This is a genomic window from Marinobacter halodurans (assembly GCF_004327985.1).
In the GTDB taxonomy this organism is placed as follows: domain Bacteria; phylum Pseudomonadota; class Gammaproteobacteria; order Pseudomonadales; family Oleiphilaceae; genus Marinobacter_A; species Marinobacter_A halodurans.
Genome location: NZ_SJDL01000042.1, coordinates 1 through 24,865, shown reverse-complemented (window position 1 = coordinate 24,865; position 24,865 = coordinate 1). Strand labels below are relative to the sequence as shown.

The 24,865-nt window shown below is 62.1% G+C and carries 18 protein-coding genes; 10 read left to right on the top strand and 8 right to left on the bottom strand.

Features of this window, described 5'->3' with window-relative positions; translation table 11 throughout:
• Window positions 1-3: 3 nt before the first annotated feature.
• Genes EZI54_RS20020 through EZI54_RS19995 form a run of 6 tightly spaced genes read right to left on the bottom strand, consistent with a single transcriptional unit; the run spans window position 4 to window position 9,035 of the window.
• On the bottom strand, window positions 4-438 hold the full coding sequence (locus EZI54_RS20020) for a response regulator (RefSeq protein WP_131483658.1): 435 nt from the start codon (window positions 436-438) through the stop codon (window positions 4-6).
• Complete coding sequence (locus EZI54_RS20015; RefSeq protein WP_165495816.1) at window positions 435-4,082, bottom strand: PAS domain S-box protein; 3,648 nt, start codon at window positions 4,080-4,082, stop codon at window positions 435-437. Before EZI54_RS20015 ends, EZI54_RS20020 begins: the two co-directional genes overlap by 4 nt.
• Window positions 4,075-6,324: an ATPase, T2SS/T4P/T4SS family gene (locus tag EZI54_RS20010; protein ID WP_131483656.1), complete on the bottom strand. Its 2,250-nt coding sequence runs from the start codon at window positions 6,322-6,324 to the stop codon at window positions 4,075-4,077. Before EZI54_RS20010 ends, EZI54_RS20015 begins: the two co-directional genes overlap by 8 nt.
• Window positions 6,325-6,327: 3 nt before the next feature.
• Window positions 6,328-7,467: a sensor histidine kinase gene (locus tag EZI54_RS20005; protein ID WP_131483655.1), complete on the bottom strand. Its 1,140-nt coding sequence runs from the start codon at window positions 7,465-7,467 to the stop codon at window positions 6,328-6,330.
• Complete coding sequence (locus EZI54_RS20000) at window positions 7,460-8,131, bottom strand: GTP-binding protein (protein WP_131483654.1); 672 nt, start codon at window positions 8,129-8,131, stop codon at window positions 7,460-7,462. The genes EZI54_RS20005 and EZI54_RS20000 overlap by 8 nt, the downstream gene beginning before the upstream one ends.
• 58 nt (window positions 8,132-8,189) lie before the next feature.
• On the bottom strand, window positions 8,190-9,035 hold the full coding sequence (locus tag EZI54_RS19995) for a sensor histidine kinase (protein WP_131483653.1): 846 nt from the start codon (window positions 9,033-9,035) through the stop codon (window positions 8,190-8,192).
• Between the two features lie 221 nt (window positions 9,036-9,256).
• Between EZI54_RS19995 and EZI54_RS19990 the strand changes: the two genes are divergently transcribed.
• Window positions 9,257-9,955 (top strand): DUF6901 family protein, encoded by a 699-nt coding sequence (locus tag EZI54_RS19990; RefSeq protein WP_131483652.1) that lies wholly within the window; start codon window positions 9,257-9,259, stop codon window positions 9,953-9,955.
• A gap of 106 nt (window positions 9,956-10,061) precedes the next feature.
• On the opposite strand, the gene EZI54_RS19985 is transcribed toward EZI54_RS19990, so the two are convergent.
• A complete protein-coding gene (locus tag EZI54_RS19985; RefSeq protein WP_131483651.1) occupies window positions 10,062-12,311 on the bottom strand; it encodes an NADP-dependent isocitrate dehydrogenase in 2,250 nt (749 codons plus the stop codon).
• Between the two features lie 849 nt (window positions 12,312-13,160).
• Between EZI54_RS19985 and EZI54_RS19980 the strand changes: the two genes are divergently transcribed.
• The 6 genes from EZI54_RS19980 to EZI54_RS19955 all read left to right on the top strand — a co-directional run bounded on the left by EZI54_RS19980 (window position 13,161) and on the right by EZI54_RS19955 (window position 20,642).
• Window positions 13,161-14,138 (top strand): TAXI family TRAP transporter solute-binding subunit, encoded by a 978-nt coding sequence (locus EZI54_RS19980; protein WP_131483650.1) that lies wholly within the window; start codon window positions 13,161-13,163, stop codon window positions 14,136-14,138.
• A 105-nt stretch (window positions 14,139-14,243) separates the two neighbouring features.
• On the top strand, window positions 14,244-16,436 hold the full coding sequence (locus EZI54_RS19975) for a TRAP transporter permease (RefSeq protein ID WP_131483649.1): 2,193 nt from the start codon (window positions 14,244-14,246) through the stop codon (window positions 16,434-16,436).
• 112 nt (window positions 16,437-16,548) lie between these two features.
• Window positions 16,549-18,354, top strand: coding sequence for a sensor histidine kinase (locus tag EZI54_RS19970; RefSeq protein ID WP_131483648.1), 1,806 nt, complete (start codon window positions 16,549-16,551; stop codon window positions 18,352-18,354).
• Window positions 18,351-19,703 carry a sigma-54-dependent transcriptional regulator gene (locus EZI54_RS19965; RefSeq protein ID WP_131483647.1) on the top strand — a complete coding sequence of 451 codons (1,353 nt, stop codon included), beginning with the start codon at window positions 18,351-18,353 and terminating at the stop codon, window positions 19,701-19,703. Before EZI54_RS19970 ends, EZI54_RS19965 begins: the two co-directional genes overlap by 4 nt.
• Window positions 19,704-19,799: 96 nt before the next feature.
• Window positions 19,800-20,081 carry a YebG family protein gene (locus EZI54_RS19960; RefSeq protein WP_131483646.1) on the top strand — a complete coding sequence of 94 codons (282 nt, stop codon included), beginning with the start codon at window positions 19,800-19,802 and terminating at the stop codon, window positions 20,079-20,081.
• A gap of 6 nt (window positions 20,082-20,087) precedes the next feature.
• Entirely contained in the window at window positions 20,088-20,642 is a 555-nt protein-coding gene (locus EZI54_RS19955) for an META domain-containing protein (protein WP_131483645.1), read from the top strand.
• 16 nt (window positions 20,643-20,658) lie between these two features.
• Here EZI54_RS19955 and EZI54_RS19950 read toward each other — a convergent pair whose 3' ends face one another.
• Window positions 20,659-21,204, bottom strand: coding sequence for a YaeQ family protein (locus EZI54_RS19950; protein ID WP_131483644.1), 546 nt, complete (start codon window positions 21,202-21,204; stop codon window positions 20,659-20,661).
• A 227-nt stretch (window positions 21,205-21,431) separates the two neighbouring features.
• Between EZI54_RS19950 and EZI54_RS19945 the strand changes: the two genes are divergently transcribed.
• From EZI54_RS19945 to EZI54_RS19935, 3 genes are all read left to right on the top strand, one after another.
• On the top strand, window positions 21,432-22,226 hold the full coding sequence (locus EZI54_RS19945; RefSeq protein ID WP_131483643.1) for an SDR family oxidoreductase: 795 nt from the start codon (window positions 21,432-21,434) through the stop codon (window positions 22,224-22,226).
• A gap of 15 nt (window positions 22,227-22,241) precedes the next feature.
• Complete coding sequence (locus tag EZI54_RS19940) at window positions 22,242-22,817, top strand: nucleoside 2-deoxyribosyltransferase (RefSeq protein ID WP_131483642.1); 576 nt, start codon at window positions 22,242-22,244, stop codon at window positions 22,815-22,817.
• A gap of 136 nt (window positions 22,818-22,953) precedes the next feature.
• Window positions 22,954-24,865, top strand: a 1,912-nt coding sequence (locus EZI54_RS19935) for a type VI secretion system Vgr family protein (RefSeq protein WP_131483641.1), incomplete at its 3' end; no start/stop codon positions are given.

Sequence of the window (24,865 nt, the reverse complement as noted above, 5' to 3'; positions counted from 1 at the left end):
ACCTCAGGGTCGTCCGCGGTCATTCTGAATGTATGTCGGCAATTTGCTGACCAGGCAAACCAGGTCACTGTAGTTGGCGGGCTTGGAGAAGCACTGGTGCACATTGGGAAAGTGCCCCAGCCTGCTCGCCAGGTTGGAAGCCGTGCTCAGCACGATGATGGGAATCTTTCCCAGGAACGGATGGCCGGCCAGTTCCCTGATGACCTCCTCCCCGTTCTTGCGTGGCATGTTGATGTCGAGAAGGATCAGGTCTGGCAGGGCGCCCCGTTTCACGCTGGCCGGATTGCCACGCAGGAAGGACATGACCTCTTCGCCGTCTGTTGCAAAGACGGTTTCATAGGTCATCTGGCTGTCGGAGATGGCTTCCGACAGGAGGAGGCGGTCATCGGGGTCGTCTTCGGCGATCAAAATCGTTGCTGCTCTGGTTGCTGTGATCATGGGGGGCTCCTCAATCCTTGGGCCTGCCGGGGAAAGGTCATCCGGAATAACGATCCTTCGCCCGGGCACGATTCAACAGCGAACCGTGCATGATGACGCTCGAGTACTTTCTTGACGATGGCCAGGCCGATGCCTGTTCCCGGGAATTCGTCCCGGCTGTGGAGTCTCTGGAACGGTTCGAATATACGTTCAGCGTAGTCCATGTCGAACCCCACGCCATTGTCCTGGATACAAAGTGTCCACTCCTGAACAGTAACGTCCTCCGCACGTATAGCGATATAGGGAGGGGTGTCTTTTTTATGAAATTTGACACTGTTGCTGATCAGGTTCTGGAGGACCTGCCGGATCTGGGTGTCGTCACCAAACACCGGTGGCAGGTCGTCGACCTTGATGACCGCCTCTTCCGCCTGGATCGTGGTTTCCATGTCCCCGAGGATGGCGTCGATCAATGCACTGGTGTCGCACTGGGTGAATGGTTTGGCCCGCGTGGTGATCCTCGAGTAGGAAAGCAGGTCCCTGATCAGGGATTGCATGCGCGAGGCCGCCGATTGCATGCGTTTGAGATAATCTTTTTCCGTATCCGGCAGCATTTCACTTCGGGAAATGAGGCGATCGGCAAACGTTTGGATCTTCCTGAGGGGTTCCTGGAGATCGTGGGACGCCACGAAGGCAAAGCTCTCCAGCTCCTGGTTGCTGCGCTCCAGTTCCTCCAGCGTCCGCTTCAGGTCGGCTTCGGCCCGCTTGCGTTCTCCAATACTCCTGAAATAGACCGCCAGACCCTCCTCGGACGGATAGGCGCTGACCTCGACCCAGATATCCAGTGGCTCGTAATAGGTCTCAAAAAACACCGATTCGCCGGTTTCCAGGGCGCGTCCATACTCACTCTCAAATATTGTCCCCCTGGCCTCGGGAAACAGGTCCCAGAGCGAACGTCCCAGCAGGTCATCGGCCGACCGGCGCAGCAGCTCTTCCGAGCGGGAATTGACGCGGGTGAAGCGCCAGCTGTGGTCCAGCGTAAAAAAGGCATCGGTGATGCTTTCGAAGACGGTCGTCAACCGCTGGTCGAGACGGCGTATTTCATCCTGGGACTGCTTGATCTGGGTGATGTCCTGCAGGGCCCCCTGCAGCCGGATGACCTGGCCGTCGTCACCGACCACGGCGTGGCCGATGGTGCGAACCCACTTCCGTGTTCCGTTTGCCGGGTGCAATCGCAGTTCTTCGTCGAAGGGTGTTCCCTGTTCGAAGCAGGCGTCCACCAGCGCCTTTAGTCGAGGCCGGTCTTCGGGGGCGAAAGCGTCGATGATTTCCTGCAGTGATGGGGTACATGAATCGGGCTCCAGTCCATGCAGCTCATAGACCATATCGGTCCAACGGGCCCGCAGGGTCACCCGGTCCAGCTCCCAGCCACCAATACGGGCCGCTGTCTCCGAAATGCGCAGCAGATCCTGGCTCTGCTTCAGGGCTTCCTGCGTCCGCTTGATGGGGGTGATGTCGCGGGCGGCGCAGTAGATCAGTTCGTCGTCGCTGAGTACCGCATTCAACTGCAGCCAGTGTTCCCCGTGATGCCTGTCCAGTACCCGGATTTCCAGATCGTGGATGCTCTTGCCTCCGATCAGCCGGTTGACGGCAGCCGCCAGACGGTTTCTGTCCTCTTCGACGACCAGGCGCATGTACGAGGCCCCGATCAGCTCGGTCTGCGAATAGCCGAGGACGCTGGAGAATGCCGGGTTGGTTTCGAAGAACAGACCATTGAGGTCGACAATACAGAACATTTCCGGTGTGAGGGAGAAGAACTGCTGTCGTTCCTTGGCCAGTAACTCGGCGGTGATGTTGGCGGAGATGTCCCGTCCGACACAGAACAGGGCGTTGTCCTCTTCCGACCATTCTGCCGACCACACCATCGAGACCGTATGCCCGTCCCGGTGCAGGCAGTGGTTGCGAAATTCGACGGTCGGGCTGTCTTCGATGGTTTCCTTGACCTTCTCCATGGTGGCCCCGAGATCGGCCGGATCCACCACCATCGAGATGTGCTGCCCTTTCAGGGCATCCGGCGTATAACCGAAAAGATGCTGTGACGCCGGGTTGACCTGGACAAACCGGCCGTTCGCCGAAATGGAGCACAGGATATCCGGCGAGAAATGCATGATGCGTTCGTTGGTATGTCGAACCTCCCTTTCCCGGGCAAGGAGCTCGGACAACCGCTCGTTGAGTCGGCTGTAGGCCCGGTTCTGTTGCCGCGACTGGTGGCCGCCGGCGAGGCTGACCAGGAACAGGGTGGTCATAAGGCTGCCGGTAAAGAAGATGCTGGCGGGCAGATAGAATTCGGCGACGGGAAAGCCGGAACTGGCCGTATGACTGGCAATCGTCCAGGGATCATCGTGATGGAACGACAGGGTCTCACGGGAAATGGTCGATGAGTTGCCTGAGCCGCCCTCCTGGCTATCGAACACGACCTGGCCGTTACGGGTGACGGACAGCGCGAAACCCTTGTCCCTTGCGTCCAGCACTTCGCCGATCATTGTCCTGAGATTGATCAGCGCGGCGATTTTATACTCGGAATGTCCGGGTAAACGCAGCGGTGCTGCAATGACGGCGTAGGGTTTTTGGCTCCCTGAGATGAGTGTAGGCCCCATGGTAGCCTGCGCATGCCTGTCGATATGTTCCAGCCAGTCGCGGCCACTTTCGGAGCCGATGGCCTGTTCGATAACCCGGGCAGACTCCGGGCGCCGATCCATCACCTGATCCCTGACATTCATGCCGTCCAGCACCGCCATAACGTGAATTTCAGGGAAGCCACGAAGGTGGGTGAGGGCCTCCGTATACCAGAGCGCGAGTTCGGGGAGCTCGTTCGAAGCCTGCCATCTTGATGCTATGCGATCGACCAGGGACAGGTCCGCCCGGTATTTGTCGCTGATCGACTTTCTGAGGTGTTGGGTGAGCTGCTCGTTTCGCTGGATCATGTCGTTAATCTGATAGGTCCTCACACCGTACCAGCATACGGTGGCCACCAAGGCGCACAGCGCTCCCGAGATCCATAGCCTGGGGGGGATGTCCGGCCCTGGACCGACCAAGGGTTTCGGTTCGGTGAGAGCCCAGCCCGCGAGTATCAGTATGGGGCCCAGCAGGAGATTGGTTTCCGGGCGGATACTGTAGGAATAGGGAGCAAGGGCGGGGAGCCAGACCGAAGCCAGGGAGAGTGCGCCTGACACAACCAGCACCGCGCTCGTGATAGCGACTATGGGCCGCATGTTGGTCCGGGACAGTGCCGACAGGAACCTGACACCCAGGGCTGCAAGGGTCAGGGCCGTAATGCCCGAACCATGATGAACGTCATCGAGGGGCAGATAGGGGGCGGTCTCCGGCGAATCGGTCGCTGGCCAGAACAGGATGAGCAGGGACAGGCCTAACGTCGTCAGCGCGGCGATGGCCACCAGTATGCGTGAACCGATGAGGTAGACCGTGAACAGCAGCGCGGCGGCGAACACCAGCAGCATCGTCGAAGGAAGCAACGCCCAAACGGGCTGGCGGGGATCGGCATTGAAAACCTGGTCGCCGAGGGCTATCAGACCCAAAGACATCAGCAGGAACGCCACCGCCAGGCTCAGGCAGGTGCGCAGCCGGATGTGAGGAATGGGGTCAGGCATAGGCCTGATCCTGCGGCCCCAGAATACGCAGGACCTCTTCCAGCGAGGTGAGCCCGGCGGCGACTTTCTCGGCCGCATCGTCGATGAGGAGTTTCATGCCCCTTTGCTTGGCGAGGCTCTCGATGGTCAGTGCGCTTGCCCGTTCCGTGATGGCCTGGCGCAACTCCTCGTTGATGGTCAGCACCTCGTGTAGCGCAATGCGCCCGGTATAGCCGTTGTGGCAGTGGTTACACCCCTTGGGCCCGTAGTAGACCGTGCCGGGGTTCGTGAATTGCGGGCCCAGTTGGGCGGCCAGCTCAGGATCGGGGTCCACCTCCTGCTTGCACTTCTGGCACAGGCGCCGGATCAGCCGCTGCGCAATGATGGCTTCCAGGGCCGAAGCCAGCACGTAGGGCTTCAGATCGAGGTCCAGCAGCCGTGCCACGGTTGCCGCCGCGGAACTGGTGTGTAGCGTGGAGTAGACCAGGTGGCCGGTCATCGCGGCGTGGAAGGCGACATCGGCGGTTTCTTCGTCACGGATTTCGCCCAGCAGGATCACATCCGGGTCCTGCCGGAGGATCGCCCGGAGGATGGTGGCGAAATCCAGGCCGATGCGGTCCTTTACGGGAACCTGGCCCGCCATGTCGACCTGATACTCGACTGGATCCTCAATGGTGACGTAGTTTCGTTCGGGCGTGGCGTTATGCTGCAACAGGGCATAGAGCGTCGTGGTCTTGCCGCTGCCGGTCGGGCCGGTGGCGAGAATGATGCCCTGGGGTTTGCTGACCACCCGGGTGAGGCTCTGGAGGTTGTGCTGGGACAGGCCCAGGTCCTGTAGCGACTGGACCGACGATTGCCGTTCCAGCACCCGCATGACGACCTTCTCCCCGTTGATGGTCGGCAGGGTGGAGATGCGCAGGTCGACAATCCGCATCGGGGTCTTGACCGTAATCCGACCATCCTGGGGCCGACGCCGCTCGGTGATGTCCATCTCCGCCATGACCTTGATCCGCGAGACCACGGACATCAACAGGTCGGTGGGAATCTGGATCTTGTCCTGCAGGACGCCGTCGATGCGGTAGCGAACGATCAACGCCTTGGTGCGCGGATGGATATGGATGTCGCTGGCTCTCAGCCGCAGGGCTTCCAGGATGATGGCATTGACCAGCCGGATGGCCGGCGGTTCTTCCGAGCTGCCGAGAAGCTGCTCCAGGCTTTCCGAATCCTTGTCCTCATCAAGGACGATCTCGATGCCCTCGTAGGGGTCGTCCATGCCGATGCGGGTGGCCAGCTCGTCGATGCCTTCGCTCGCCGCTCCGAACATCTCCGCCAGCTTTTTCTGCATCTGCTCAAGCGGACAGACCAGGGGATTGATGGAGTAGCCGGACATGAAGGCCAGTTCGTCGATCAGGGAAATCTCCATGGGATCGACCATGGCCAGGTGCAGGCGGTTGCCGACGACATTGAGCGGCAGCAACAGGTGACGCGTGCAGACCTTCTGCGGGATCAGGTTCAGCAGGTTGGGGTCCACCTGGGCTTCGCGCAGGTCGACTTCATCGAACATCATCTCCGTCTTCAGCAGATTGTAGATCTTGTCGGCGTCCAGCCAGTCGTGCTCCATGATGAGCTGGATGACCGGTGCCTTCTTGCTCTGCATTTCCCGGTGCAATTGCTGGATCTGCTGCGGATTCAGCCAGCCTTTCTTGTGCAGGAGAATGGCCAGCTGGCTGCGGTTGGTGACCCCCATCTTGGCGATGGTTTCCAGGTCCTTGTTCTGTTTCTGGTTCTGCTGCTCCAGGGAACGGTTCTTGCGAACCAGTTCGTACTGCTCCAGGGCCAGGGCGATGGTGAGGCGGAGGTCGTCGTCATTCCAGGGTTTGAGGATGAACCGGTAGACTGCTCCCTCGCGGATGGACCCCATGACGGCATCCGTATTGGCATGGCCGGTCAGCATGAGCCGGATCGTATCCGGCCAACGCTCCCGGACCCGGCGCAACAGCTCGCTGCCGTTGAGACCCGGCATCATGAAGTCCGTCATGACCAGGTCGATGGATTCCTTCTCCATGACGGCCAGCGCTTCCTCGCCCGATCGGGCAAAGAACAGGGTGTAGTTTTCCCGTGCGAAGACACGTTTGAGAGACGACAGGATGTTGGGCTCGTCGTCAACGATCAGGAGTCGGTAGGGAGTGCGCTGCTCCTCTGTCGGTTTATCCGCCGGAGGCGTTTCATTTTCCAGGAAAAGGGCGCCGTAACGTCTGGACATAGATTATTTCCGCTTCGCAGGCAGCTCAATGACGACCCGGGTGCCTTGGCCGGGATCGCTGGTGATGTCGATCGAGCCTTGATGGGCGGTGATGGTTTCCCGGGCGACGGTTAGTCCCAGGCCGGTTCCACTGCCCACCTGGCGGGTGGTGAAGAAAGGATCGAAAATGTGGTCGAGAGACTGGGCATCGATACCGCAGCCGGTATCGGTCACTTCGATCCGGATGGTGTCGGCGTTCGTGTGCCGGGTCTGTACGGCGATCGTCCCCCCGTCTTCCACGGCTTTTGCCGCATTGTCCAGCACGTTGAACAGGGCCTGCGACAGGCGTGCGGCGTGCCCCGGGATATCCGGCAGATCGGACAGGGTGGTGGTCATTTCCGGGGCGTCGGGGTGGCTGGTCTGCACCAGGTGCATGGCCGTGGTCAGCAACTGGTTGATGTTGCAACTCACATACTCGCCCTGATCGATGCTGGAAAAGGCCTTGAGATCGGCGACGATGGACGCGATACGTGTCGAGCCCGCCAGGGATTCCTCCAGCAGGGCCCGGAAGTCGGCCAGGGTGTCTTGGCAGGTGTGTTGCTCCGGCAGGGCTTCCTCCAGCTCGTCAACGTATTCGTTGGCCACCTTCAGGTTGCTCTTGATAAAGCCGATCGGATTGTTGATCTCATGGGCGACCCCGGCGGCGAGATAGCCCACGGCCCGCAGCCGGGCGCTTTCATAGAGCTCCTGCTGGGCCTGGCGTATCACCTCGACCTGGCTGTCGACCCGGTCCTGCAGGGATTCGGCCAGTTCGCGGTAGCGGGTCTCGGACTGCCGCAGGGCTTCGTTCTGTCGCTCGAGAGCCTGAAAGCTGGCTTCCGTGGTGCTGCGGTGCAGGTTGGCCGCCAGACGGTACTTGTAGACGTAGTGAAGGACGACTTCCACGAGGCTGGCGGCCGCGCGGCGCCGGGGCTCGGGGTTGTCACCGGTGATCCAGCCAATGGTGTCCAGGTTCAGTTCGACGGGGGTGGCCGGACCGGACCCGGCTGAAGATTCGAGCTGCAGTTCGCTGTCTGCCAGGCTGCTGAGCAATGTGGAGAGCTGGCTGATCGCCTTGGGGTCAAGCAGTTCGGCGAGACTGGGATCGTGCTCGAAGTCACGCATGATGCACTTCTCCCCCGGCATTGCTGAGTCGTGCTACGAACTCGGCCTTGTCGATGCCAAAACGACAGTTGAGTCCGTGCTCGGCATCGATGGTCACGAACAGGCGTTCCAGCAGGACCTGGAAGGTTTCGATAATGCCATAGCCCTGCAGGGCACTGGCCATGACTGGCGGGGTCCAGGGGGTGCTTTTCCAGCGCTCCCTGAGCGTTGCTTCCTCGACGATGTCCGGCAGGTCCCGCTTGTTGAACTGCAGTGCGATCGGTAGCGACTCGATGTCAATACCCACCTTTTGCAGGTTCTGGTCGAGGTTGTCGAACGATACGGCGTTGTTGTGCTGCTGGGCACGCTGCGAATCGGCGACGAAGATGACGCCGTCCGCCCGTGACAGGACGGCCTTGCGGGTACTGTCGTGCTGGACCTGGCCGGGCACCGTGTACAGTTTGAGGCGCAGGTCCAGGCCGGACTGGCTGCGCATGCCAATGGGCAGCATGTCGAAGAACAGGGTGCGGTCGTCCTTGGTTTCCAGCACCATCAGCTCTCCCATCCGCTCAGGGGTGAGCTGGCTGTGCAGCTGCATCAGGTTGGTGGTCTTGCCGCTGAGAGCCGGTCCGTAAAACACGATCTTGAGCACCAGCTTCTTCTGGTCTTCATCAAAGTCGGCCATAATCTACCGCGTTTTTGCCTGGTTCAGGGGGCGTGGTCCACTTCTGGGAGCGGTCTGACTAATCTTCGTTGGCGGCCTCCGGCTGATTGGCCGGCAGCCAGACCCGGAACCGCGTGCCTTTGCCCGGTTCCGAGTCCACCTCGATGCGCCCCGAATGTTTTTCGACGATGCTTCTTGAAAGCGCGAGTCCCAGCCCGGTGCCCTTGCCGACGGGCTTGGTGGTGTAGAAAGGCTCGAACAGCTTGTCCAGGTTCTCTGGGGGAATGCCCGAACCGTTGTCCTCGACTTCGAACCAGACTTCCCCGTCGGCGTGGCCCGTGCGAATGACGATGCGGCCAAAGCTGTCAATGGCGTGGGCCGCATTGACCAGCAGGTTCATGACCACCTGGTTGATCTGGGAAATGATGCATTCGACGGGTGGGACCTCTGTGAACTCCCGGACCACATCGGCCTTGTACTTGAGCTCGTTATTGACGACGTTCAGCGTCGTTTCGATTCCGTGTTGGAGGTCGGCGGGCCTGAAGGCTTCTTCTTCGGTGTGGGAGAAGTCCTTCAGCGAGGCAATGATCTTGCGAATGCGGTCCAGGCCTTCCATCGATTCCTGCAGCAAATCCTCCAGGTCCGAGCGCAGGAAATCGTAGTCCACCGAATCGCGGATCCGGCGCAACTTGTCGACGGAGGCCTCGGTGCCCACCGCGTCGGTGACCTTGAGGAGGTCGTTCAGGTATTTCCCCAGAGTCTGTATGTTGGATTGCACATAGCCGACCGGGTTGTTTATTTCGTGAGCAACACCCGCGGCCAGCTGCCCGATGGCAGCGAGCTTTTCGGACTGCATCAACTGACGATTTGCCTGCGCCAACTGGTCCTTTAAGTCTGCTATTTCCCTGTCTTCCGTGATTTCCATGGGCGGCTGACCTGCTACGTGATTGAGTGGTCGTATTCACAATAAAACGTCGAACAGAGGGCGGCATTTGTCAAAGCCGGCAATACGGACTACCTCCATGGAGTATAGGGCGCTGCATAATGGTGACGCGTAAAATTTGGTAAACGGGTCGCGGTTTTTGGTTTGCTTTTCTGTTAAATCAACTCGTTTGCTACCGAAACGCGCCTTCACAATGGATGCTTATGACTGCTGAGGACATTCACTACCAGTTTTCCTTCGAGAATGGGGGCCGCTGGTCTCACCGTATTCCGATCCTGCAGTCCGATGACGCGGAGGATCGGAGTGCCGATACCGAACCCGGTGATTGGACCCGGCTTGGCAATCACCAGTGCGAGCACTGCCCGTTATCAGTCAGTCACCATGCCCGGTGCCCTTTTGCCGTCGCGCTGCAACCGGTGCTGGATGGTCTGGGATCGCACGAATCCCACGAAACCGTTGCCGTCCGGGTTGAGACACCCCAGCGGGAGGTGTCCGGGACGACGTCCCTGCAGCGGGGCATGGGGTCGATGCTGGGCGTGGTGGGCGCGTTCTCGGGGTGCCCCCATCTCCGCATCCTGAGACCCATGGCGCGCCTCCACCTGCCGTTCAGCAATGCCCAGGAAACGATGGTGCGCGTGTTCGGCATCTACCTGGCGGGGCAGCACCTGAGGCAGTTCCATGGCCTCGAGGCGGACTGGGAGATGCATAAGCTCCGGGAAAGCTACCGGGCCATCCGCAAGGTGAACCAGGGCATGAGCCGGCGTTTACGGGAGGTGGCCAGCGACGATACGGCGAACAACAGCGTCGTGCTGCTGGATTTGCTGGCTTCGGACGTTGAGCTGGCGCTGGACGAGTACGAGGGGGAGCTGGACGTCGTCCTCCAGGAATTCCTGGAGCGTTAGAGGGTTCGGCGCTTGAGCGAGGCGGGCCCATTCCGGCGTGTTGTGGATACAAAACGAAAAAAGCCCGGCCGGGTTGCCCCGGCTGGGCTTCTTCAGACGGTCGCGATCAAGCTGACTGGGCTTCCTCGCGGGCCTTGGCGAGGATGCTGTTCAGTGTCTCGCTTGGCTGCATGATCTTGCAGACCTTGTCCGCCGGCGGGTGGTAGTAACCGCCGATGTCGGCCGGATGGCCCTGGATCACGCTCATTTCCTCCAGGATCTTGTCCTTGTTGTCCTCGAGCTGCTTGCTCAGCTTGGCGAAGAACGCTTTCAGCTTGGGATCGTCGTCCTGCTTGGCCAGTTCCTCGGCCCAGTAGCGGGCCAGGTGGAAGTGGCTACCGCGGTTGTCCAGCTCACCGGTCACGCGGGACGGGGACTGGTTGTTTTCAAGCAGGCGCTCGGTGGCTTTGTCGAGGCTCAGGCCAAGGATGCGGGCGCGCTCGTTGTGCTCCTTGTCGCCCAGCTCTTCCAGGGAGACGGCGATGGCGAGGAACTCGCCGAGGGAGTCCCAGCGCAGGTGGTTCTCTTCCAGCAGCTGCTGTACGTGCTTCGGCGCGGAACCGCCGGCGCCGGTTTCGTACAGGCCACCGCCGTTGAGCAGCGGGACGATGGACAGCATCTTGGCGCTGGTGCCCAGCTCCAGAATCGGGAACAGGTCGGTCAGGTAGTCGCGCAGGACGTTGCCGGTCACGGAGATGGTGTCCAGGCCGCGGATCAGACGCTCCATGGTCCAGCGGATGGCGCGGACCGGGGCCATGATGCGGATGTCCAGGCCGTCGGTGTCGTGCTCTTTCAGGTAGGTCTCGACCTTCTTGATCAGTTGCGCGTCGTGGGCGCGCTCGTCGTCCAGCCAGAAGACCGCCGGCATGCCGGTGGCGCGGGCGCGGTTGACGGCCAGCTTGACCCAGTCGCGGATCGGCAGGTCCTTGGTCTGGCACGCGCGCCAGATGTCGCCTTTCTCGACCTTGTGCTCGGTCAGGACGTTGCCGTCGCCGTCGATCACGCGGACGAAGCCGTCTTCCTTGATTTCGTAGGTCTTGTCGTGGGAACCGTACTCTTCGGCCTTCTGCGCCATCAGGCCCACGTTCGGCACGGTGCCCATGGTGGTCGGGTCGAAGGCGCCGTGGGTCTTACAGAAGTTGATCACTTCCTGGTAGATGGTGGCGTAGGTGGACTCCGGCATGACCGCCTTGGTGTCCTTCAGCTTGCCGTCACGGGCCCACATCTTGCCGGAGTTCCGGATCATGGCCGGCATGGAGGCGTCGACAATGACGTCGCTGGGCACGTGCAGGTTGGTGATGCCCTTGACGGAATCGACCATGGCGATTTCCGGGCGGTGCTCGTAGCAGGCGTGCAGGTCTTCCTGGATTTCCTCCTGCTTGGATTCCGGCAGCTGCTTGATCTTCTCGATCACCGACGACAGGCCATTGTTCGGGTTGACGCCGATCTGGTCGAACAGGTCGCCGTACTTGTCGAACAGTTCCTTGTAGAAGATCTTCACCGCATGACCGAACACGATCGGGTGGGAGATCTTCATCATCGTCGCCTTGACGTGCAGGGAGAACATGACGCCAGTGTTCTGGCAGTCTTCGATCGCGTCGGCGAAGAACTTGCGCAGCGCCTTGCAGCTCATGAACATGCCGTCCAGCACTTCGCCTTCCTGCAGCGGCAGCTCCGGCTTCAGGATGGTCTGCTCGCCCTTGGTGTTCTCGAACACGATGCGGGCGGTGGTGGCCTTGTCCAGGGTCAGGGACTGCTCGCTGGAGTAGAAATCGCCGCCGCGCATGTGCGCCACGTGGGTGCGGGAGGCCGGGCTCCACTCGCCCATGGTGTGCGGGTACTTGCGGGCAAACGCCTTGACCGCGGCCGGGGCACGGCGGTCGGAGTTGCCTTCCCGCAGGACCGGGTTAACGGCACTGCCGAGCACCTTGGCGTAGCGCGCCTGGGCTTCCTTCTCCTCGTCGGTCTCCGGATGCTCCTTGTATTCGGGCACGTCGTAGCCCTGCTCGTTCAGCTCCTTGATGGCCGCGCGCAGCTGTGGGATGGAGGCGCTGATGTTCGGCAGCTTGATGATGTTGGCGTGCGGGTTCCTGGTGTATTCGCCCAGTTCGGCCAGGTGATCCGGAACCTTCTGGTCTTCGCTGAGGCGGTCCGGGAAAGCGGCGAGGATGCGGGCGGCCAGCGAAATATCACTGGTTTCGAATTCGATGCCCGCGGGGGCCGCAAAGGTCTCCAGGATCGGCAGGAGAGAGCGGGTGGCCAGCGCAGGGGCTTCGTCGGTCAGGGTATAGATAATCTTGGATTTGGAATCAGTCATGTTTCGTCTTCAGGTCGTCGTTGTGGATCAGGACGGATGGTCCGGATGTGGCCTTGTGGGCTGCATCCGCTGGTCCGACTTTGGATGAACAGGGGAGCCGCTGAACAACACCTGAACCGCTTGCAGAGCCAGAGGTGATTCAGGGGGTATTCAGGGTGTTCCCCAGACCAGGAAACCGCTGAAAACGTCCTGCCCGACGTGGGAAGGTCAGGGAGCCTCTGGCCAGAAGCTCCTCAGGGCGTTTTCAGAGAGTCCCTACTTTGGGCAACCCCATTCGTACCATAACTGCCGTCGCTTTGTTCACATTCCGCGTTGTCCAGTAGCCAAACGTATATGTCGCTTGTAGCTGCATAAGGTTTGGTGGAGGCGCCAGTACAGGGCGACGTTGCCCGGTCAGGTCTGCGCCTGCAGGTGACGCGGAAGTTGCAGCCTGACTGCTGCGGGGCCCGGGTGCGGGCACGTTGAACAGGACAGGCATCAGGGGAAAAGGTTCGCGCCGTACCGGAAGGTACTCGCGGGAACCGGTACACATTGTAGCCGAAAACGGCGCACCTTGGGGGGTGCGATGGGCGATCGTGCCGGGGCGCTTTGCCCGGATCATCCCTTCGATATCAAATGGGTGAGATCCCACACATCGGTGTTCCGGGTGTGGGTGAAAAGTTACCCATTGTCGCCAACATTCTATTGTGACGGTTTCCGTTGAGGCCAGGAAAGTCGCGACTTCTACGGACCTGGCCTGGCGTTTGCTCTGAGTGAGATGCGCATGACTGGAGAGCCTCTGGAGCACTCGACATCTCAGGTGTTGATCAGAGGCTCCATAATGACAATGACATTCAGGAGCAAAAAATAATGAAATTACAGTCCCTGCTCGCGGCTTCGTTCGCCTCGGCACTGATCGTATCCGCTTCCGCGTCCGCGCAGGACCGTTCCGACTGGCCCGAAAAGTTCACCGTCGGTACAGCCAGCCAGGGCGGCACCTACTTCGCCTATGGTTCCGGTTGGGCTCACTTCATTTCCGAAAACCTGGGTGTGTCCGGTGGTGCTGAAATCACCGGTGGCCCCATGCAGAACATGGCGCTGGTCCACACCGGCGACCTGAAATTCGGTCTGACCACCCTGGGTCCCGCGCAGGAATCCATTGATGGCAACAGCCCGTTGGCACCGGGCATGAAGATGGACAACGTCTGTGCGATCTTCCCGATGTACCAGACGCCGTTCTCGGTCACTGCACTGGCCGGCTCCGGCATCAAGTCCATTTCCGATATCCCGGATGGCGCCAAGATCGGTTTCGGTCCGGCCGGTTCCACCTCCGATACCTACTTCCCGAAGATGATGGACGCCCTGGGCGTGAAGTACGAGCGCCGTAACGGCAGCTGGTCCGACCTGGGTGGTCAGCTGCAGGACGGCCTGATCGATGTGGTCGCCTTCGCGGCCGGTATCCCGATTCCGGCGGTCAGCCAGCTGGAAGTCCAGACCGACGTGAACATCATCGGTATGACGGACGAAGAACAGGCGAAAATCCTGAAGAACTTCCCGGTATCCAAGTTCGACATTCCGGCCAGCACCTACCAGTCGCTGGATCAGCCGTCCCACGTGGTCTCCATGTGGAACTTTGCCATCGCCAACTGTGACGTGCCGGAGGATTTCGTCTACGAGATCACCAAGCTGACCATGGAAAACAACGACAAGATGGTGGGCATCCACAAGGCGGCCAAGTCGTCCATTCCGGAAAACTACAGCAAGAACACCGTTCTGCCGTGGCATCCGGGTGCCGCTCGCTGGTTCAACGAGCACGGCTACAAGATCGACGACAGCCAGATCAAGTAAGCCCCCTGTCGCACCGGCGACAGTCGTAGGACCGGCCGCCCGGCCGGTCCGCTTCCTGGCTCCTGGCCCTCTCCCGGCCACACTCTTTTTCGATCAGGTTGCATCATGACTACTGATAACCACGACAAGAATCCGTCTCCGGCCGCACCGGATGACGATCATATGCTGGCCCATGGTGTGGATGACGAGCCGGTTGAGTCCAACCGTCGCCTCTACACCGGCTGGATGTTGCAGGCCGTTGTCGTCCTGTCGATTGCCTATTCGGCCTTCCACCTGTATTCCCTGAACATCGCGCCGATGGAGACCTGGTCTTTCCGGATCGTTCACGTCTGCGGCGCCCTGATTCTCGGCTTCCTCCTCTACACCGGCGCCCAGTTCGTGTCCGGCCAGGAGGGCGAGGCCCGCCATCGCTGGACCACCTGGATCGCTGCGGTCCTGATGCTGCCGGCGTTGTATACCCTGTACCAGACCTTCAATTTCCACCAGATGATTGCCGCCGGCACCATGCGGCTGCCGCCGGAACTGGAAACCTGGCACTTTGGCTGGCCGCTGCTCGCCGCCACCGCCGGCGCCATCGTGCTGAGCTGGTTCCACCAGCGTGAACGGGCCGCCTTCAGCCTGCCCGACCTGGTCCTGATCCTGTGTTCCATCGCCACGGCGGCCTATTTCCTGGAGGTCTACAACACCTCCCTGCGTATGAGCACCGGGACCTCCTTTGCCCCCATCGGCATCTCCTTCGCGGCCATTGCCGGCACTGCGCTGATCATGGAAATGACGCGCCGCGTGGCCGGTCTGGCGCTGGTGGTGATTGCTGTGATCTTCCTGGCCTACGTCTTCGTTGGACCCTACCTGCCAGGCTTCCTGAGTTATCCGGGGCTGTCGGTACAGCGCTTCTTCAGCCAGGTCTACACCGATGCCGGCGTGCTCGGGCCGACCACGGCCGTATCGTCGACCTATATCATCCTGTTCATCATCTTTGCCGCCTTCCTGCAGGCGTCCAAGGTGGGGGATTACTTCGTCAACTTCGCCTTTGCCTGCGCCGGCCGCTCCCGCGGCGGTCCCGCCAAGGTGGCGATTTTCGCGTCCGGCCTGATGGGCATGATCAACGGCACCAGTGCCGGTAACGTGGTCTCCACCGGGTCGCTGACCATCCCGCTGATGAAGCGCGTGGGCTACAGCAAGCAGACCGCAGGCGCGGTCGAAGCCGCGGCTTCCACCGGCGGGCAGATCATGCCGCCGATCATGGGGGCCGGCGCCTTCATCATGGCGGAGATCACCGGTATCCCGTACACCGACATCGCCATTGCCGCGATCATCCCGGCGATCCTCTACTTCGCCTCCGTGTTCTTCATGGTGGACTTCGAAGCGGCCAAGCTGGGCATGCGCGGTATGCGCTCCGACGAGCTGCCGCGCTTCAAGACGCTGGTCAAGCAGGTCTACCTGTTTGCGCCCATCGTGATCCTGGTGGTGGCCCTGTTCATGGGGTACTCGGTGATCCGCGCCGGCACCCTGGCGATGGTCTCGGCGGTGGTGGTGAGCTGGCTGTCGCCCCACAAGATGGGCATTCGCTCGATCCTGCACGCGCTGGAGCTGGCCGGCATCATGTCGATCCAGATCATCGCAGTATGTGCCTGTGCCGGTGTGATCGTCGGCGTCATCTCCCTGACCGGCGTCGGTGCCCGCTTCTCGTCGCTGCTGCTGAGCGTGGCCGAGCACAGCCAGTTGCTGGCGCTGATCTTTGCCATGCTGATCTCCATCATGCTGGGCATGGGGATGCCCACCACGGCCGCCTACGCCGTTGCCGCCTCGGTGGTCGCACCGGGTCTGGTGCAGTTGGGCATCGAGCCGCTGACCGCGCACTTCTTCGTGTTCTACTTTGCCGTGGTGTCGGCGATCACGCCGCCGGTGGCGCTGGCGTCCTACGCCGCCGCCGGGATATCCGGCGCGAACGCGATGGAAACGTCGGTGGCGTCGTTCCGGATTGGCCTGGCCGCGTTCATCGTGCCGTTCATGTTCTTCTACAACGGCGCCCTGCTGATGGATGCCAGCGTCCTGGCGATTGCCCGTGCGCTGATTACCGCCACCTTTGGGGTCTACCTGCTGTCCGGTGCGGTACAGGGCTGGATCTTCCAGGCCAGTGCGCCGCGCCTGACGCGCCTGCTGTTGCTGGCCGCGGCCCTGATGATGATCGCCGGCGGCTGGGTCTCCGACCTGGCGGGCATCGCGCTTGCCGTGGTCACCTACTTCCTGCAGAAGCAGCGGCGCCCGGATCATGGCACGACCGTGGGAGTCTCGTGATCCTTCGGTGACCCGTCACCACACGGGCGACAACCGGCCGGCTGCACCCGGCCGGTTGTTCCTTGCCCGCCTCAGGAGTAGGCTTGCCTCGGACTTTCAGAAGCAAGCATCCATGACCTACCGACTCTGGGCAGTACTCCTTTTCCTCGCGACCATCGGCTTTTCCTGGCTGCTCGGTGGCTGGGCCGGTTACCGTATGCTGGAACAGGAAGCGCACGAAGAGTCCTTCCGCTATACCCAGCTCGTGGCCAACGAGCTCAAGCGTTACCGGCCGATTCCCGAACTGATGGCCGAACACCCGCTGATGGAAAACGTGCTGCTGAACCCGGATAACCAGCGCCTGATCCTCGAGGCCAACGAGGAAATGAAGCGCATGGCCAACATCGTCGGCAGCTCCGACGTGTACCTGATGGATCGCACCGGCTACACCATTGCCGCCAATAATTACCAGCGCAAGGACAGCTTTATCGGCCGCGTGTTCGATTTCCGGCCGTACTTCCAGGAGGCCATGCGCACCGGGGATTCCGCCGTCTACTTTGCCCTGGGGACCACGTCCGATATCCGCGGCCTGTATTTTTCCCATCCGGTTAAGAACGCCCGGGGCGATATCCTCGGTGTGATCGCCGTGAAGGTGCAGGTGGACGAGCTGGAATCCCAGTGGCAGCGGCCCGCGTCCCTGCACGATGCGGAAATGGTGGTGCTGGACGACGACGGCATCAGCTTCCTGGCCAGCCGCGAGGACTGGCTGTACCGGGACTTCGACCGCAAGTCGCCCAACCCGGCACCGAGCCTGCGCTATCCCAACCGGTCGCTGGAGCCCATGGCCATTACCCGGCTGGGTCAGCCCTGGGGGGTGTCGGCGAAGGCCGCCCGTATCCACATCAGTGAGCCGGGCGTCGACCAGGATTACCTGCAATCGCGCACGCCGCTGCCACGCATGGACTGGACGCTGCAGGTCATGGTCAGTACCCAGCCGATCCTGTGGATCCGGATCCAGTTCCTGATCGGCGGGCTGATGCTGTTCCTGGGCGTCTTCCTGACCTGGCTCTACCTGCGCGAGCGCTATCGCCGGGAAGCGGAGCTGGCGCAGCGGGGCGAGCAACTGGAGCGGCGGGTGGCCGAACGCACGGCCGACCTGGAGAACACCAACCAGCAACTGCTGGAGGAGATCCGGCAGCGGGAGGAGGCCCAGGACGAGCTCAAGGAAACCCAGCAGGAGCTGATCCAGGCGGCCAAGCTGGCGGTGCTCGGACAGATGTCGGCGGGCCTGAACCACGAGATGAACCAGCCGCTCACCGCGATCCAGACCTATGCCCGTAACAGCCGCCGTTTCCTGGAGCGGGGCGAGACTGCGATGGTTGACGCCAACCTGCAGGAAATCGCCAACCTGTGCCTGAAAATGGCGGAGCTGACCCGCCAGTTCAAAGTGTTCGCGCGCAAATCCGAGGGGCCGCCGTCGTGCATCGACCTCCGGCAGCCGATCGACGCCGCCCTGAAGATCATCACCGCCCAGGAGAACAGCGAAGGCGTCACCATCGACTGGCAGCGTCCGGACGAACCGGTCATGATCCACGGTGACCTCATCCGCATCGAGCAGGTGATGGTGAACCTGATCGCCAACGCGATACAGGCGGTGGAAGGTGTCGACGACCCGCGCATCACCATCGACATCCAGGAACACGCGGATGGCTGGCAGTGCCGGATAAGGGATAATGGTTCGGGATTGCCGGCCAATTCCGAACAGGTCTTCGAGCCGTTCTTTACCACCAAATCCATGAAACAGGGGTTGGGCCTGGGGCTGTCCATTTCACGGCAGATCGTGGATGCCCAGGGCGGTCGGCTGACGGGCCAGAACCGCCGTGATGGCGCCGGCGCTGAATTCATCCTCACCCTGACGCGACGGGAGACCGTGGAATGACCCAGACCGACGTGATTTTCATCGACGATGAGGATTCCATCCGCCATGCCATGGCCCAGACCCTATCGCTGGAAGACCTGGGGGTGGCTTGCTACGCCGATGCGCCGTCGGCCCTGCGCCAGATCGATCCGGACTACACCGGCGTGATCCTCTGCGACTACAACATGCCGGGCATGGACGGGCTCGAACTGCTGGACCAGATCCAGGCCATGGACGCCGCCATACCCGTGATCATCCTCACCGGCCAGGGGGACATCAGTACCGCGGTGTCTGCCATGCAGCGCGGCGCCTACGACTTCATCGAGAAGCCGTTCGACCACGACGAGCTGATCGAACTGCTGCGCCATGCCCTGGAAAAACGCCACCTGGCGCTGGAGAACCGCCGACTCAAGGCCCAACTGCGCCAGCTCGCCCGCCCGGGGCCGCGCATCCTCGGCGACTCGCCGGCCATGCAGAAGGTGATCGCCACGGTGGAGCCCCTGCTGGACATCTCCGCCAACATCCTGGTGTTCGGCGAGACCGGCTCGGGCAAGGACGCGCTGGCCCGCTTCATCCACGAGAACAGCCCGCGCAGCGCCCATAACTTCGTCGCCATCAACTGCGGTGCGGTGCCCGAGAACCTGATCGAGAGTGAACTGTTCGGTCACGAAGCGGGCGCGTTCACCGGCGCCGACAAGCGCCGCATCGGCAAGATCGAACACGCCGACAAGGGCACCCTGTTCCTGGACGAAGTGGAAAGCATGCCCCTGGCCCTGCAGGTGAAACTGCTGCGGGTGCTGGAGGAGCGCAAGGTGGAACGGTTGGGCAGCAACACGCCGCTGGACGTGGACGTGCGCGTGATCGCCGCCACCAAGTCCGACCTGAAACAGCTCAGCGACGAGGGCGAATTCCGCGCCGATCTCTACTACCGCCTGAATGTGGTGAAGGTGGACATCCCGCCGCTGCGCGAGCGCAAGGAAGACATCCCGCTGCTGTTCCATCACTTTGTGCTGATTGCCGCCGCCCGTTACGACCGGGAAAGCGTACCGCTGGACGCCGAGCAGGCCGCCCGCCTGATGCAGCACACCTGGCCCGGCAACGTGCGGGAGCTGCGCAACCTGGCGGAACGCTACGTGCTGCTGGGTGCGCCGGCACTGGATGAAACCGGCGTGGCCGTCTCCGACAACGTGCCCGGCCGTCGCACCCTGGGCGAAATGATGGACGCCTTCGAGCGGTCGGCCATCGTCAGCGCCCTGAATGCCTGCCAGGGCAGCCTCAAGGACACCATGGTACAGCTTGGGATCGCCCGCAAGACGCTGTACGACAAGATGAAGAAGCACGGGCTCGACAAGGCCGAGTTCCGGGAATAATCAGAATACTGTTTTTATATACAGTATATGAGTGCTATTCTTGCCTCTACTTTTCGTAGACCGTCGTGCGCACGGCGATAACAGGAGAAACGCAGTATGGCTGTTCAAGCGTTGTATTTCTCGGAGAGGGACGGGCAGGAGATGGCATTGAAGAACCCCGACAAGATGCTCTTCACCAACAAGGCGGATGCCGATGCCCGTGACCGGATGCTGGAGTTGTCCGAGGAGATTATGGTATTTCTTCAGTCCCGGGTTGAGGGATTGACGGACGACCTCGCCGAGCAATGTGCCCTGAGCATTGCCCAGGAAAAGGACCTGTTCCAGAAAGCCCTCAAGAAGCCCTCATTACTGAATGCATCCAGGGAAAACAGTGAGTAGCCAGCGATGACCCGAAATCCTCTGACACAGCTCGGACTGTGGATGATGCGCGGCCTGCAAGACCGGGCATCGGCCTGTCATGGATTGTGGCAGGGGATATCGGGACGGCCAGATCGGCGTAAGGGATGGCTTGCCTTCGTGCTGGCCGCCGGCCTGCTGAGTGCCTGCACCACGGTGCAGGTGGAGGATGAATCCACGGCACCGAAAATCAGCTTTACCAACACCATCTGGCGCCTGGTGCATGTGGGCGGCAACAAGGTGGCACCTCCCGAGCCGGACGGTCAGGCCCCGTTTATCATCTTCCTCGACGATGGCCGCGTGGGCGGTTTTGCCGGCTGTAATCACTTCAAGGGCACCTACGCGGTGGTAAATGGGGAGTTCCGTTTCACCGAGATGGCGGCGACCCGTGACGTGTGTCCCGACGATCCGGTGGAAGGGCCCTACATGAAGGCGATGCGCCAGACCGTTGGCGTGAAACAGGACAACGACGAACTGCTCCTGCTCAACAAGTCCGGTCAGCCACTGGCCGTGCTCAAGGCACAGGTAAAGCGGCTCAAGTAGCTGCAGTGAGGGCTGTTCAGGCTTCTGGGTAGAGGCGCACCGGATCAATCGTGACGATCTGCTCACCGTCGCCAAAGCTCGCCTGCCCATCCTGGATGGTGCACTGGAAATGCATCGAGCGCTCCGCGAGGGCCGCAAGCGCCTGACTGTCTTCCGCATCGATCTGCAGGATCACCAGGTTGTCGAACCGCGACACCTTGCCGTGCAGCTTGTCCCACCAGATCGGTACGGCGCGCCCGCCGTAAGCCAGGATCACCACCTTTTCCGAACGCCCGCAGGCCTTGCGGATGCGGCTCTCCTCCGGCAGTCCCAGTTCGATCCACAGCTCGATCTCGTCGCTCAGGCTCTTCTGCCACAGGTCCGGTTCGTCGTCGGTGCTCAGGCCCTTGGAGAACTGCAGTGTCTCGTCGGCATAGAGGGCGAACGCCAGCAGGCGCAGCATCAGCCGCTCATCGGTCTCCGACGGATGCCGGGCCAGGGTCAGGGCGTGGTCGGCGTAGTGAGCACGGTCCATGTCCGCAATGTTGATATGGGCTTTGAAGACCGTGGATTTCAGGGCCATGTCGGTGCTCGCTGCATGAGTGGATGATGGGCGCCAGCCGGTATTCTCGGGCAAGCGGTGCATGGGGTAAAGCACATTCGTGTAGCGGCTTTTGCCGATCCCGCGGTGGCTGTGGCGCACTCCCCCGGAACGGGTGACCGCGCCCCGGATGGGAGCGCTGCCCCTGTGTTGAATCGGGCGCTTCAGTTACATTGGTCGTCTCGACAAAAGCATAACAAGGAGCTTTCATGACCTCCCGAACCGTCTGGATTACCGGCGCGTCTTCCGGCATTGGCGAGGCCCTGGCCGTACGCTATGCCGGGGAGGGCGCCAACCTGGTGCTGTCGGCCCGGCGCGAGCCTGAATTGCAGCGTGTCGCCACCCGCTGCATCGAGGCCGGGATCAGTGAGGATCAGGTGCTGGTGATGCCGTTGGACGTGACCGACTGGGCGGCGCTGCCCAAGGCGGTGCGGACGGTGCTGGACCGGTTTGGCGCCATCGACCTGCTGATCAACAACGCTGGTGTGTCCCAGCGTTCGCTGTGCAAGGACACCGACATGAGCGTCTACCAGAAACTGATGGATGTGGACGTCATGGGCCAGATCGCCCTGACCAAGGCCGTGCTGCCGCACATGCTCGAGCGTGGGGCCGGGCACATCGCTGTCACGGCCAGCGTGGCGGGCAAGGTGGGTGTACCCCAGCGCACCGGCTACTGCGCCGCCAAGCATGCCGTGATGGGCTTCTTCGACGCCCTGCGCGCGGAAGTGGAGGATTCGGGTATTCACGTGTCGACCATCGTGCCCGGCTTCATTCGTACGGCCATCGCGGAGAACGCCCTGGCTGCTGACGGCTCTGCGTTTGGCCGGGTGGACGACGACATCGCCGGTGGTATGGACGTCGATGAATGCGCCGAGGTCGTGGTGAACGGGCTCAATGCGAAGAAACGGGAAATCCCGGTCGGCAAGGGCAAGGAAATGGCGGCGCTGTGGGTCAAACGTATCGCCCCGGAAATGCTGTTCCGCCTGACCAAGGGCCGCAATTGAGGGCAGGGGGATTCGATGGCATCAACACCGAGCGTTTACCTCGCCGGACCGGAAGTCTTCTTCCCCGAAGCGGTTCGCGCCCACATCGACCGGCGCAGGAAGGTGCTGCTGATGGAGGCGGGCCTTGAAGGCCTGTCTCCGTCGGATAACGCGATCGACATCGCGCATGAAGCCGATCCCGCCCGGGCCATCTACGACGCCAATCTGGCCCTGATGGCGCAGGCCGATGGCCTGATTGCCAACCTGACGCCGTTCCGGGGTCCCAGCGCGGACGCCGGAACCGTGTATGAGCTGGGTTATATGCTGGGGCAGGGGAAGCCGGCGGTCGGGTTCACGGTATGCCAAACGCCCTACAACGCGCGTGTCGAGGGCGAGGACATCGACCCGAACGGCGCGGCCATCGAACCCTTCGGGCTGGCGGACAACCTGATGCTGGATTGCGGCCTGGCCCGGGCTGGCGGCGTGATGCTGCAGGGAGAGCGGGCGTATCCGCCGACCGGGTTTGCCCCCGCCGATTACTTCGACGAGGCGCTGTTCCGGCAGGCCGTGGCTTGTTTGAAGAGGTTGATGTCAGCCCTGGCGGGACAGTAGCTGTCTGGCTGCGCGTGAGAAAGGTCTCGTATCCCGGGTTGCTAAACGTAGGCTCGGTCGATATCTTTGACCACACTATACGCAGTCACCGTGCTCAGGACGAGCGCGACCCTATTTCAAACTCAAGGAAGATAGGATGCCCGCTCCCTCTGGCTTGCAGTTCACGGCCCGCCTCGGCAGCCTGCCGGACGACACCTTCGCGGTGGTCGAGTTCGAACTCGAAGAGCACCTGTCCCGGCCCTTTACCCTGACCCTCAAGCTGGCCAGCACCTTCGCCGACCTCGCCGCCAGCGATGTGCTGGACCAAGGCATGGAACTGGTGATCTGGCAGGACGGCCAGGCCCTGCGCAACGTCCAGGGCGTGGTGACGTCTTTCAGCCGGGGCGACAGCGGCCACCGCCGCACCCGCTACGAAGTCGAGGTGCGACCCGCCCTGTGGCGCCTGGACCTGATGCACAACAGCCGCATCTTCCAGCAACAGACCCCGGATGTGATTCTCGGCACCCTGCTGGACGAACGGGGGCTGGTGGACAAGACCTTTGATCTCAAGCGCCCGCCCCAGGAACGGGAATACTGCGTCCAGCACCGGGAGACGGATCTCGCATTCCTGTCCCGGATTGCCGCCGAGGAAGGCTGGCACTACCGGTTCGATCCGACCACAGCCGGTCAGCCGATCGTGATCGCCGATCACCACCGGGATGCCCCGCAACTGCCGGAAGTGGGTTACAACGCCACCTCAGGCGGTTCCCACAAGACCCCCTGCGTCTTTAAATTCAGCTACACCGAGACCGTCTCCGTCGCCGGCGTGGCCCTGAAGGACTACACCTTCAGGAATCCCGCCTACGCCCTGATGCACCAGGCCCATGCGGCGGACCTGGACAGCCAGCGCAGCGACTACGAACACTACGACTACCCGGGCCGGTTCATGGGCGATGCCTCCGGCCAGCCCTACACCGAAGCGAGGCTGGACAGCCTGCGCAAGGACGCCAGCCTCGGAAGTGGCGAGAGCAACCGCCCGGACTTCAGCGCCGGGGCCAAGGTCACCCTCACCGGCCACAGCACCGACAGTCTCAACCGGGACTGGCTGATCACCCAGGTCACCCACACCGGCCAGCAGCCCCAGGCGCTGGAAGAGGAAGGGGGTTCCGAGCCGACCACCTACAGCAACACCTTTAAGAGCGTGCCCGGGGATACCACCTGGCGGCCGGAGCCGCCGCAGCGCCCCATCATGGACGGCCCTCAGATCGCCCTCGTCACCGGCCCCCAGGGCGAGGAGATCCACTGCGACGAGCACGGCCGGGTCAAGGTCCGGTTCCCCTGGGATCGTTACAGCCAGAATGACGAGCACAGCAGCGCCTGGCTCAGGGTCAGCCAGGGCTGGGCCGGGGGCCGCTACGGCTTCATGGCCCTGCCGCGCATCGGCCACGAGGTCATCGTCTCCTTCCTGGACGGCGATCCCGACCAGCCGATCATCACCGGGCGCACCTACCACGCCACCAACACGCCGCCCTACGCGCTGCCGGAGCACAAGACCCGCACGACCTTGAAGACCCAGACCCACAAGGGTGAGGGCAGTAACGAACTGCGCTTCGAGGACGAGGCCGACAAGGAACAGATCTACGTCCACGCCCAGAAGGACCTGGACCTGCTGACCGAAAACGACCGCACCGAGGTGGTCCACCACGACAGCCACCTGACCGTCGACAACGACCGCTATGCCCACATCCAGGCCAACGACCACAGCACCATCGATGGCGAGAAGCGGGAGAAGGTGGGCCAGGATATGAGCCTGACCGTCGGCGGCACATTCCACCAGACATCCGGCACCGCCACCCTCACCGAAGCCGGCAACGAAGCCCACTACAAAGCCGGCGCCAAGGTCGTCCTCGACGCCGGCGCCGAACTCACCATCGCCGCCGGTGGCAGCTTCCTGAAACTGGACGCCAGCGGCGTCACCCTGGCCGGCCCCAGCGTCAAGCTGAATTCCGGCGGGGCGCCGGGGAGTGGGTCGGGGCAGTCGGCAGAACTGCCGGAAGTACCTGCCGGCC